This is a genomic window from Bradyrhizobium embrapense (genome assembly GCF_001189235.2).
Lineage (GTDB): Bacteria > Pseudomonadota > Alphaproteobacteria > Rhizobiales > Xanthobacteraceae > Bradyrhizobium > Bradyrhizobium embrapense.
Genome location: NZ_LFIP02000003.1, coordinates 779905 through 792224, shown reverse-complemented (window position 1 = coordinate 792224; position 12320 = coordinate 779905). Strand labels below are relative to the sequence as shown.

Annotated in this window: 11 protein-coding genes; 3 read left to right on the top strand and 8 right to left on the bottom strand. The window is 60.7% G+C overall.

The genetic code is table 11. From position 1 onward, the window contains the following. From AKN83_RS17765 to asnB, 6 genes are all read right to left on the bottom strand, one after another. Entirely contained in the window at positions 1-594 is a 594-nt protein-coding gene (locus AKN83_RS17765; protein WP_050403613.1) for an acyltransferase, read from the bottom strand. Then, positions 591-1529, bottom strand: a complete 939-nt coding sequence (locus AKN83_RS17760; protein ID WP_050403614.1) for a Gfo/Idh/MocA family oxidoreductase — start codon at positions 1527-1529, stop codon at positions 591-593. Before AKN83_RS17760 ends, AKN83_RS17765 begins: the two co-directional genes overlap by 4 nt. Positions 1530-1641: 112 nt before the next feature. Continuing rightward, on the bottom strand, positions 1642-2151 hold the full coding sequence (gene nusG, locus AKN83_RS17755; RefSeq protein ID WP_050403669.1) for a transcription termination/antitermination protein NusG: 510 nt from the start codon (positions 2149-2151) through the stop codon (positions 1642-1644). A 5-nt stretch (positions 2152-2156) separates the two neighbouring features. Further along, complete coding sequence (locus AKN83_RS17750; RefSeq protein WP_050403615.1) at positions 2157-2795, bottom strand: winged helix-turn-helix transcriptional regulator; 639 nt, start codon at positions 2793-2795, stop codon at positions 2157-2159. Positions 2796-2931: 136 nt separating this feature from the next. Beyond that, positions 2932-4149, bottom strand: coding sequence for a glycosyltransferase family 4 protein (locus AKN83_RS17745; protein WP_083992103.1), 1218 nt, complete (start codon positions 4147-4149; stop codon positions 2932-2934). A 76-nt stretch (positions 4150-4225) separates the two neighbouring features. After that, a complete protein-coding gene (gene asnB / locus AKN83_RS17740) occupies positions 4226-5986 on the bottom strand; it encodes an asparagine synthase (glutamine-hydrolyzing) (RefSeq protein ID WP_488226119.1) in 1761 nt (586 codons plus the stop codon). Here asnB and AKN83_RS40580 point away from each other — a divergent pair. The 3 genes from AKN83_RS40580 (at position 5957) to AKN83_RS17725 (ending at position 8808) form a co-directional block, all read left to right on the top strand. Beyond that, positions 5957-6133, top strand: a complete 177-nt coding sequence (locus AKN83_RS40580; RefSeq protein ID WP_172803550.1) for a hypothetical protein — start codon at positions 5957-5959, stop codon at positions 6131-6133. The genes asnB and AKN83_RS40580 overlap by 30 nt on opposite strands. 192 nt (positions 6134-6325) lie before the next feature. After that, positions 6326-7630 carry a glycosyltransferase family protein gene (locus AKN83_RS17730; RefSeq protein WP_050403618.1) on the top strand — a complete coding sequence of 435 codons (1305 nt, stop codon included), beginning with the start codon at positions 6326-6328 and terminating at the stop codon, positions 7628-7630. Between the two features lie 26 nt (positions 7631-7656). After that, positions 7657-8808, top strand: coding sequence for a glycosyltransferase (locus AKN83_RS17725; RefSeq protein WP_157113435.1), 1152 nt, complete (start codon positions 7657-7659; stop codon positions 8806-8808). A gap of 68 nt (positions 8809-8876) precedes the next feature. Here the strand turns inward: AKN83_RS17725 and AKN83_RS41245 are convergent, their stop codons facing one another. Further along, positions 8877-11120, bottom strand: coding sequence for an NF038122 family metalloprotease (locus tag AKN83_RS41245; RefSeq protein ID WP_050403620.1), 2244 nt, complete (start codon positions 11118-11120; stop codon positions 8877-8879). Between the two features lie 481 nt (positions 11121-11601). Continuing rightward, a complete protein-coding gene (locus AKN83_RS41240) occupies positions 11602-12309 on the bottom strand; it encodes a glycosyltransferase (protein ID WP_244522010.1) in 708 nt (235 codons plus the stop codon). Positions 12310-12320: the final 11 nt, after the last annotated feature.

Here is a 12320-nt window from a genome sequence, read left to right as displayed (position 1 = left end):
TCAACCCTCGATTTCCACCAGCGCTTCATTGTGAAGCTCATAACGACGATGAGTGCGCGGGCAGACCAGATCGCTGCCCAGCCGCTCGCCCGCTCTGCTCATCCAACCAATTCGGCGGGCCGGATTGCCCGCCATCAACGAAAATGCAGCGACATCCTTCGTGACGACGGAACCTGCTCCGATGAAGCAGTACTCGCCCAGCGAATGTCCGCAGACGATGGTCGCATTGGCGCCAATGCTGGCGCCGCGCCCGATCGGCGTCTTTCGGAACTCGTCCTTCCGCGACACCCCGGCGCGCGGATTGTTCACGTTCGTGAAGACGCAGCTCGGACCGCAGAACACGTCATCGCCGAGCTCGACACCGTCATAGATCGAGACGTTGTTCTGGATCTTGCAGCCGTTTCCGATCGTCACGTTCGGACCGATCATCACGTTCTGGCCGATCGAGCAATCCTCGCCGATCACCGTGCGCGGCAGAATATGGCAGAAGTGCCAGATCTTGGTGCCGCGCCCGAGCACCGCCCCATCGTCAACGTAGCTCGATTGATGGATCAGGACGCCCGGGAAGCGCGGATCCTCGCGCATCTGGCTCATCTGTGCATCGCCTTCTGGGCAAAGGCGTGAACGCCGTTGCTTCTGACGATCGGCGCGTGGCGAAACGTCGAGACGATATCGATCGAGGGGCGGACCTCGTCCAGTCTGAAGCCGCGGCCGGCAACGATTTCCTCATAGCTCCGCGTATGGAGATCGGTGAACCCTTCCGAGAATTCGACCTCTTCGCCGTCGACGGTGATCGAGCGATAGGTCGTCTTCTTGCCCTTCACGCTGTCGGGCAGATCGTTGCGGTCCAGCGACAGGAACCAGCTCACGTCCGCGCGCTCGCACTCCAGGGAACCAGCCGCCCTCTCCTCTTCACGCAGGTGCGCCTCGTTGCGGCTGGCGGGGCCGAACACGAAGCTCAGCATGTCGAAGAAATGCACCCCGATATTGGTCGCGACACCACCGGACTTGGTGTCCGCTCCCTTCCAGGAGGTGTGATACCAGCGCCCGCGTGACGTGATGTAGGTCAGCTCGACCTTGTGGCGCTTGTTCGAGTTCGCGAAGCGATCGCGCAGGGCGATGATCGCCGGATGCAGCCGCAATTGCAGAATGGTCGAAATGCGGCGGCCGGTGTCCTGCTCGATGGCGGCCAGTTCGTCGATGTCGCCGGGATTGAGGACCAGTGGCTTTTCGCAGATGGCATCCACGCCCGAGCGCAGCGCAAACCGGCAATGCGCATCGTGCAGGTAGTTCGGCGAGCAGATCGACACGTAGTCGATCTTCCTGCCGCCTCTGCGCAACTGGTCGACGTGACGATCGAACAGCTCGAACTGGGTGAAGAACTCGGCATCCGGAAAATGGCTGTCCATGATGCCCACGGAATCGTTGGGATCGTACGCCACAGCCAGATTGCCGCCGGTCTCGGCCATCGCCCGCATGTGCCGCGGCGCGATGTAGCCGGCAGCGCCGATCAGTGCGTAAGTCGTCATGGGTCCCTCAAACGTTTTCCGCCTGCTTCAGGCAAGCTACCGCACTCGGGGTGAATCGAGCATCACACCCAAGCCAAACATGTCCATCACGCCTGCCCGAGGGCAGGCGCACTTACGCCGCCGCGATCAGGTCCGTTCCGACAAGAACACGGACCTTGCGGCCCAACAGGTTCAAGAGAACCGCAACGCGATGCTGATCGCTGGCGTCTTCGACGAGCGCAAGACTGTCGACGAACGCACCTTCGACAATTCGCACTTTATCCCCCGGCGAGAATGCCGGCCGGCGCGCAAGCGTGATGAAGCCGGCGTCGTCTTCGCGCCCCTTCAAGGCATCGATGACGCGGTCTTCCACCACCGCCGGCCGGTCTCCCACACACACGAGATGCGACACGCCGAGCGTCGATTGAATGGCACGCCATCGCTGCGATGCGAGATCGATCCCGACGAAGAGATAACGCGGGAACAACGGACGCGGCACAATCTCCACCTTCCTGGCGTGGCTGCGGCGCTTGAGGTAACGAGGGAAATAGATCGAGAAACCCTGCCGCTCGAGGTTGGCGGCCGCCTTTGCTTCGGCGTTGACCTGGGTCTGGACGACGTACCAGCGTGAACCGTGCTCCATGGCGATCACGCTCCCAGCGACTGCTTTGGCCGCAGGCCCAGCAGATCCGGCGCAAGGACTTTCTCGGCGCCGAAATTGCCGACCGCCTGCTCGAATACGCTGCGCGCCGCCGTCAGATGCGTCACAACGACCGCATCGAACGGCTCGTCCACCAACGCATAGGAGGAGACGACCTTGACGCCGATGAACCGGGTCGCGATTGCATCGGGATCAACGATCGCAAGGATCGAGATTGGCCCGTCGACCGCGCACAGGATCGCAATTTCGCAGAGGTCGGATTGTCCGGCGAGCACCACCCGCCTAAAGCCGAGCGCCTGAGCACGCTCAAACAGCCTGCCATACTCCTCCTTCGCCTTGCGGAAGAGCGAAAAGGAGTCGGACAGGAATTGGACGGTCAGTCGCGATTTCTCGGAGAAGCCCTGCGGCGTGAGGTAATAGGCATAACGCCGGGCCGGCGCCTGCCCGACTTTGACGAAGCCCTTCTTGATCGCCCGCTTCAGGTAGGCGTTGACCAGGCCGAGCGCGACGCCGAGATCGGCTGCAATCCGCCGCTGCGACTGCGCACCATCGGCTTCAAGCGAGGTGAGCAGACCGAGCACCAGCCGGTCGCTGTCATTCTCATCTGTCGGTAGAATGCCCGCCATCACGCCTATCCCCACTGGAGGAGCCTGATAGCGCGTTCATCGGATGAACGTCAAGGGAATTCGTTCACGCTATGAACATGATAATGCATTGATAATAAACATATTTTATAACGGCAATGTGTCACGGCAGCCACACCTAGGCAGGATCACCCGGATCGGCCAGGTACCGCCCGGCGAGCGTCGAATAGCTGTAGCGCTGCGCGATGGCGACGCGTTCGGCCCGCAAACGCGCTGGACCATCCAGCGCCGCGCGCAGGGACGCGGCGAGTGCGCCGGGGTCGTCCGGCGCGCATCGGGCGGTCACCAAATCCTCGAGCCCGGCGAGCGCCCGCTCTTCGCAGGCAATGACGCTGCGCGGTGCGAAGAGGCAATAGTCGAACAGCTTGTTGGGGCTGATGCCGTGGTGGTAGAGCGCGTTCTTGTGGAAGGCGACGACCGCGCAATCGGAGGCGTTCAGCATGCCATGCACAATCGACCGATCGACTTCGTCGTGAAACTCCACGTTGGCAAGCCCCACCGCCCGCTGCCTCAGTGCGGCGAGCGAGGTGCCTGAACCGATCAGAACGAAGCTGATCCCGGGGGCTGCGCTGCCGAGAGCAGCCGCGGCCTCGAGAATGACCTCCACCGCGTTTGGCGGCCCCATGCCGCCGGCATAGAGGACAACCCGCCTGCCCTCCTGCTTCAGCTGATCGATGCGGTCTATCAACGGATGACGAAGCGCTTCGATCGTCAGCGCGCTCTGGATCTCGCCGTCGGACACCCCGTTGGGGATCCAGATGAACTTGCCGGCGCTCAAGCCGCGCGCCCGCATATGGGCTTCTGCACCGGCCAAAAGACAAATCACGCGATCGGCGGCGCGATAGGCGGACCGCTCCTTCCAGCCGAGCAGCCGCACGAGGGGGTGCCAGGTCGGGGTCATTCCAAGCGCCACGATGCTCTCCGGCCAGAGGTCACGAACCTCGAGCCAGAACCGGGCACCGAAGCGCCGTGCGATCTGACGCGCCGCCGAAATGAAGAACAGATGCGGGCTAGACGCGATCATCAGGTCCGGCTCGCCGAATTGCGCGGCGATCGCGGACGTCGCCGAACGAAACGCCGGCGCAAAGCTCAAATTGTTGCGAAGCCGCCCGAGATTGCCGCCATCATAGCGTGGGGTATCGAGGAACCAGAAGTCGACACCGTTGATCCGCTGCGGCCCCGGCGCGCGCGGCTCCCTGTGCAGGTGATGGAAGCCGGCACTGACCACGACGACCCGATGCCCCATCTTGCTCCAGGCATCTGCCAACCAAAACGGACGCCAGTGACGACCGAGGCCCGGCCCTCCTGCGAACGGGTGCAATAGCCAGATGTTCATCGGGCAGCCCGGAAAGCAGTGGCCGACAAGCCGGCATTTGCCGACGGCAACGATGATATCCAGGAATCATCGGGCCTCATGGCGCTTCTACCCGAAAGCGCTCACCCCAGAGCGCAACGCAATAAAGCCTCCAGCGCATGCCGAGATCGAGCCGGTGAAATTTCCGCTTGAGCTTCGGCATGTCGACATAGCGGGCCAGGAGCGCGCTTGCGATCACCTTGTCATGCATCACGGCCGAGTGCCGCGTGAGCCAGATTTGGTCGGGGGCGGCAAAACCGATCTTGTCCCTCCGCCAGCTGATGCTGGCCGGCAAGAGATCGCTCATGGCGGCACGGAGCGGCCATTTTGGCCATCCCTTGTTCAGCTTGATGCGCGTTGGCAGCGCCAAGGCAAACTCGACGAAGCGATAGTCAAGGAACGGAAGCCGCGTTTCGATGCCGAACCGCATCGAGTTCTTGTCTTCGAAACGCAGCAGCATCGGCAGATTGGTCTCGGTAATCTCCAGCACCTGCATGGCCTGCGCATCCCTCGTCTTCGACGCAAAGCGGCGAAGCGGTTCGGGCAAGTCGGGATTTCTGAGGAACGCATAACGCAGCCGGTAATAGGCAGCGCGCAGCCCTGCCGAGCTGGCACCGAACAGATACATCAGCAACCGCCCGCGCGAAATACCCGCTTGCGTGGCGGCGCCGAAGGCGGACAGAAATCCACCGACGCCACCGCTGCGAAGATGGTCGCGCAACCAGGCCGCATAGTAGCGATGGTACCCCAGCAATGTTTCGTCACCGCCCTGACCGTCGAGCAGCACGATGACGCCGTTCGATCGCGCGGCCTTCATCACCGCATACTGCATCATGATCGAAGGGCCAGCGAACGGCTCCTCCTGGACGTCGAGCAATGTCTCGGTCGTGGATGCGAAGTCCTGATAGGACGGCTTGGTGCGCAACCAGTTCAGCTCCGCCTTTCCCGCAACTTCCGCCGCGTACGCCTCCTCATTGTTGGACGCCTGCTCGCTCACGGCGGTGATGGCAAAGAAGCGCTCGCTCGAGCCTGGCGCATAGCGCCGCGCAGCCAGCGTCGCGACGCTCGAACTGTCCAGCCCACCCGACAGGCAGGTTCCGACACGGACATCCGAACGCAACCGCAGACGCGTCGCATCATCAAGCAGCTCGCGCAGCAATTTTGCTGCGCCGCTTTCGTCGGACACGGCCGGTCCGGGCGCAAGCGAATAGTAGCGCTCGATTTCGACCTGCCCCGTCGACACATCGACGCGCATGCGATGCCCGGGAGGCAGCTTCTCGACGCCCTTGAAGAAGGTCCGGCTGGTGTGGTCGGTCATGCCGCAAACGAGGAAATCGTTGATCAGATCGTCGTCCGCGATCGGGCGCCCGATCAGCGGAAGAAGCTGGCGGATCTCCGAGCCGAACGCGAACTGCGTCGCCGTATTGACGTAGTAGAACGGCTTCACGCCGAACCTATCGCGAGCGCAGAACAGCGTGTTGTCGCGCTCGTCGTGGATCGCAAACGCCCACATGCCGTTGAAGCGTTCGAGGCACCCTGCACCCCAGCAAACATAGGCTGTGAGCAAGACCTCGGTATCCGAGGCCGTATGGAAAGTATATCCGAGAGCCTCGAGTTCGGTGCGGAGCTCAACGTAATTGTAGATCTCGCCGTTGTAGGTGATCCAGATGGGAAGCCGTCTGTCGCGCATCGGCTGTGCGCCGTCGTCGGTCAGATCGATGATGGCCAGTCGCCGGTGTCCCATCCCGACGTTCCCGTTGACCCTGACCCCACGCCCATCCGGACCGCGGTGGGCGACGAGATCGGTCATCTGGTCCACTTGGCGGGCATCGACGGGCCCGGTCTTATCTACGAGGCCAAATATGCCGCACACGAAATGCCTATCCAGATTGATTCGATGGCGGAGCTCGGTATAACCGCCGCGTCAGAATATGTGCGCATTTGGAACAAACCGCTGGTGTCTTAGCCTGTTCATGTATTGAGCGTCAACGTTCCCGGGCCGATCGAAGCTGTTTCCATGGACTGCTGAAACCTGAGATAGCGAGGACCGGGGCCAACTCTGCGTCGCCTCTCGGGGACTCCATCACATGGCCGCTGCGGACCAAACCTGTGCTAGAAGTTCCTGGCTGATGTTGAGTTGGCATCCATCGGATCCTGAGTGAACAAGATCGAACCCATCAGACCGACGTCCTTTACGGAAGCGCCGCTTCCTGCCGCCGACGTTGCATCTCCCCGGCCGGCCCGCTCCGCCGTCGCAGGTCTCGTCATGCGCGTGCTTGTTCGTGCGGCGCGGCGCGCCACCGAGAAGCGCCTGGCGAAGGGAAAGGTGCGCACCCTCTGGGCCGCCACCCCGATCCTCACCTTGCCGCTTCTCGCGCGCTGCGATCGAATGTTGGGGTTTCGCTCCTCGTCGCTGGTGTTCAACACCTACTATGTGACGAGATCATTCGACATCAATCTCATCCTGTTCGAGGGATTCCTTCGACTGCTGCGCAGCCGAAGCGGTCTTGGCCTGTTTCGTCGCCTGGTTCTGGCGTGGGCCCTGCTGCGCTACGATATCTTCAATTACTTCTATGACCGCGGCCTGATGCTGAGCGATGGACGCTATGGCATCAACCCTGAGGAACTCGACCTCTTGTTCCAGTCGGGGAAGCGTTTGTACACTTACGCCTACGGCGCCGATGTCCGGGCACGGGACTCGACGCTTGCACTCGGTCACCCGAACCTGTGCGAGGAATGCCCGGCCCCGGGCAAGTTCTGTGTCTGCACGACCGAGATGCACGCCTCGTCGATCAACCGCCTCAAGGGCCGCGCGACCGCGCAGATCGCGATGGGGGATATGGCGACGTATGTACCCGACTGCCGGGACATGCACTACTGGCCGATTGACGCCAGCAAACTCGCCGCGAAACCGCCCGTCTACAAGGCCGGCGACGTGCTAAAAGTGGCACATGCGCCAAACCACGGGCACTTCAAGGGAACCAGGCTTCTGATCGAGGCGATTGATCGGCTGGTCAAGGAGGGAGAGAAGATCGAGCTGGTTTCGGTGCAGGGCGTTCCCAATAGGAAGGTCATCGAGCTCTTTGGCGCCTCGCACGTTGTCGCGGATCAATTCGTCGCAGGCTTTCACGGCTATACGGCCCTGGAGGCGATGGCCATGGCCAAACCCGTGCTGTGCTTCCTGCGCAACGACCGGATGATGATCGATCCGGCCACCTGTCCGATCATCAACACGCGTCCTGACGAGATCTATGATGTTCTGAAGCGATGCTTGAGGCGTGAGCTCGACCTGAACGAGATCGGCAAGGCGGGGCGCCGCTATGTCGAAGCACATTACAGCTTGCAAGCGGTCGCAGCGAGGCTCGGAAGGCTCTATTGCGAAACTGCGGCCCTTCCCGAGGATCTGCGGGCAAGCCTGACGAGGCAGGTCAGCGAGCTCGCGGGAGACGATCATGCCTCGTAGCCCTGTGCGGACCTGAACACACGCACATGAGAATCCTGCACGGACCAGTCAATGTCGGAAACCAGCCCTGGGTGCTGTCCCGCGCCGAACGGCAGCTCGGCGCATCCAGCGACGTGGTCGTTCGAAACGACACATGGCTCGGATACTCCGCAGACCGGATGCTTTCGGAAAAGGACGCCGGATTTGTCGATACGGCCATTCGCAGCGCAGCGTTCGGTCTGAAGAACCAGTGGCACTACGATGTTCTTCATTACTATTTTGGACAGACCTTTCTGTCGCCGGGTTTCCCCCTCTCGGCACCGGGATCAGTGCTCTCCCGGGCATCGCTGATAACGGACATCATCAACAGGCTGGCGACCGCAGACCTGCACGCCGCACGTCTGTTCGACAAAAAGCTGTTCATGACCCTGCAAGGTTGCGACGTCCGGCTGGCCAGTGAAGGAAACAGGCGAAACGAATGGACGATGTGCGCTCCACAGCACTGCGAGCTGTATCAACGATGCACAGACGCTCTTGATCATCGACGCCACTTTCTGATCGAAAAGGTCCTGCCGCTGTTCGATCGAGTCTTCTATCTAAATCCGGAGCTCGGGCACGTCGTACCGAACGGCCAGTTTCTCCCATACTCAAACGTCGAGATCGAGAGGTTCGAAATTGTGCCGCCTTCCGTGCAGGGACGGCCAAAGATCGTTCATGCCCCGACTGCCGGACGGATCAAGGGTACGCCGATGATCCTGAACGCGCTGGAGCAGTTGCGATCGCGATACGACTTCGACCTCATCCTGGTCGAGAAGACCAGCCACGAGCAGGCGCTGGAGATCTATCGGTCGGCGGACCTTGCGATCGACCAGGTGCTGGCAGGCTGGTACGGAGGTTTTGCCGTTGAAATGATGGCGATGGGAAAGCCGGCCGCATGCTACATCAGGGACGAAGACATGATGTTCGTTCCGGATGCCATAAGGCGTGAGCTGCCCGTTTACAGACTGAGCCCGGGAGACCTTGTCGAAAGCATTGCCGCCATTCTTGATCGAAGGTCTGAGTGGCCCACACGGGGCCAGGCATCGCGACGTTATGTCGAACGATGGCACAATCCGAGGTTCATCGCCAAAGCCATGCTCAGCGCTTACGAAGATCCCAGCAGCATCTTCGACCTGACCTCGGGTTCGGCCTTGGCGTGAATACCCTCGCAGGCAATTCACGGGCCGCCGGCACCTCTATCCGACGGGCAGGAAGAGCCAAGTCTCATCTAAACGATGTGGAAGCCGCCCTGGTGTTCGAGCAGCTGCGCCGTTGTGACATGCTGCAGCGTGATCGTGTCGTGGGCGGCATCGGTAATGACCGCGTTGCCGGACGCATCGTCGTGGATCGCTGCGACCAGGGAGGTCAGATCCGCAAAGACCCTCTTGCTGAATTGCAGCGTATCGGTCGCGGGCGCGAAGTTCGCGAGGGTCAGATGGCCGAAGTTTTCCGCGAACGCGAATGTGTCCTGCGCCGCCGAATTGAAAACTTGGTTGCCACTTTGGCCTGGTGATGCCGCCGCGACGACCAATGTTCCTCCATTCCCATCGTCGGCGAACTGGAAGTTGTCCTGCGCATACACCCCGAGGAGATGGAGCGAGACCGTGTGAGAGCCATCGCTCACTGAGAGCACCCCGGAGGTATTGTCGAAGCTGGAATGGACAGTGTGGAAGTTGATGCCGTGCAAGTCGATCTGATCGGACCCCTGTCCGCCGTCGCCGCTGAACGCAATGATCTGGCCGCTGAACGTGGATGGCTGTTGAAGATTCAACGTCGTGCCGTCGATGGTTGTCGGTCCAGCGGCATTCGGAGCAGGATCTGAAGGGACAACCTGAACCTGCGGCGCAGACGCGAAGAACTGATCGGATGCCGCGCCCGCCTGAACCAGGGAAATCCCGGAAGATCCAACCGGCGCGACTTGGGTGACGTTGCTGCCGTCGAACGCGAGTTCGGTGACATGGCCCGCACTGCCTTGGGTTATGAGTTCGGCAGTTCCGGCCGTCATGTTCTTGGCGTCGTGCACAGGATCGTAGCTTCCCGGCAACAGATTGCTTCCGATCAGCTTCCCTTGATCGAAATACAGAATGTCTATTTGGCCACTAGCAGATTGAGTTATGACGTCGGAATGACCATCCCCATTGACATCTGCAACTCCCACGACGTTCCAAAACGTCTGGCTGGTTAGAGCGCTTGCGGTCAGATGGCCGGAGGAATCAAACCATAAAAAGTCGATTTGGCCATTCCACTGAGTCACGAACCCGGGGTTCGTCTCTCCGCTGAAATGGCCTGCGCCCTTGACGTCCAGGTAGCTGCCGGCAAGCAACAGCGATGCAGAGAGTTTCCCTCCCGAAAACCAAAGTAGATCTATCTGGCCATTGGATTGCGTGACGAACTGGCTGCTACCTGTCGAGTTGAAATCCACATCGCCAACAACTTTCCAAAAACTTTGAGGAGTCAGCGACGAGCCAGTCAGATTACCGGAGCTAAATTGCAAGATGTCGATCTGACCATCCGTCAGTTGCGCAGTAACACCGGTGGTTTTGGCGGCCGTAGATGCGGATGATGCCGCTATGTGAAACCCGAGGGAATCGAGCTGTTGCAGATCGATCGAAGTGAGATGCTGCAACGTGCTGCCGGTGTAATATTCGTTGAACGGATCGTTTGCACCCTGCACGCCGCTGTTGAGGAAGTCGCTCGGATCAGAGTTCTGGCCGTAGTCAGCCAGCTTCGTGCCGCCTCCGTTCAGGGAGAAATAGGCCGCTGATGCCGGAATATTGTTCGAGAATAACCGGACACCGGAGCTGGTGAAACGGTAGAAATCGAAAATATCCGGTTGTGATCCGTAGGGAACACGGCCCATGGCATGAGTGAGCTCGTGAAGGGCGACGCCGACTAGGAGGCTGGGATCGATGTCGGTGGCAAAGGTAAGGCTACCGTCATCGGTCGTCGTGTCGTTCGCACCGATCAATCCCCAGAGCTTGAGTTGCGCGTTCCACACCGCGACCGAGGACTGGCCCTGAATTGAAGTGCCTGCCGGTAACGCATTGAAAGTCGTATCCCCCACAGACGCATTGTTCAGGAGATCGGCCCTGACTGTCGAATAGCCGAGCCACTGTCCATTATCGGGCCCTCCCGCAGCGCCGCCACCGGTTCCGCTATAGTCAACGTTGAAATTGAGTGTAATCTTGTCGGTGATCGCTGCACTCAAAAGCGCGGCGGCCTGTTCGATTTCCGATCGGAAACTCGAAGGCGCTGCCATTGCGGCAGCGTCGAAGATCAGGTTGATCGTGAGCCCACCAGAGGTCTCCGCGACAACAGAACCTACGCCGCCCGAGCCCGAGCCGCTCACCGCAGCGTGCGCTTGAATCGATTCATCAGGGAGGACGACAGGCGTCGGCGGTGGGCTGTAAGGCGCAGGCACCTCGCCACCGTCCTGATGCTGATCGCTTTGGAGCCTAGCCTTGGATATCATTGATCGTTCCAGCCTTGGGTCGTCCCATCGAAGCGGATCTTGATTTCTCGCTTCTTCAGCACCGAAAGCTCCAGCAAAGGATGCGCGGTCGTCATTAATCAGCTCTTAAAAAGGTGGCGCTTCCCAGCTTGTCTCGGCACTAAGGCGAATACAATGCGCAGGGGTGAAAGTTTAGCGGCTTCGCAGCGGTTCCAGCGCCACGCCTCGTGATTCTCTGCTCGGAACGTCTGGATCCGGCAGGCCCAATCAGCCCGTGGAACTCGCCATAGATTGCGAAGTTCCGTACCCAGCTTTTCGCTAACTTGCCTAGCGCAACCGGACATGCTTTGGCGTCGAAGCCCACTCAATCGATGCTGGAGATATTGCTGCGGCCCTGGCGCTCGTGAGGCAGGCAATTTGCATTGTAAAAAACTGCGCGAATTTGAGAAAGACTACGACGGGCTTTGGCCGAGGTTAACACGTGCATGACGAGAGAAGCGCTTCACCGGAAGGATTCGTGACCGGCGGCCTGTCGCACCGTGGCCGCGAAACTCGCCGCGAATGCGCTGACATTGTCGTCCTGGTGCGAGACAACGTTTCGAATGGTCAGCCCGTGAGCCTCCTGTGAGGCCTGCATCAGGTGATCCGCCAGCGCGGCTGCATCGTCGACGCCGAAATAGCGCGCAGCGCCGGCGGCCTGCTCCCGGTGCACCTCGATGTCCGACAGGATCATCGGAACGCCGAACGACTTCGCCTCCTCCACCGTCGTGCTCCAGCCCTCGAAGCGCGAGGGATTGAGCAGGGCGGTGGAAGCCCGCAGCAGCGCATAGACATGCGGCAACGGGATCACGCCGAGGTGACGGAAGTGCGTATCGAGGCCGCGCTTCCGGATCTCGGCGTTGACCAGATCATAGTATCCCGGCTCACGCCGATCTTCCGTGCTGCCAGATGCACAGACGACGACCTCGACCCCACGACGCTTCAGGATCGCCAACGCGTCGACGACGAGCTGATGGTTCTTGTGGCGATAGAACTGATTGGGCAGATAGAAGTAGTTCGTCGGCAGATTGTACGCCGCGATGACTTCGGATGGGTCGATGTTCAGGAACGCGTCCGGCGGCTGGGTCGCGAAGCGAACGACGCTGACGCGGTTGCTGGCGCGTGGGTAGTAAGCCTTGAAATCGCGGAAGGCGCTCTCGCTGCTCAGCATGATGGTCCGAC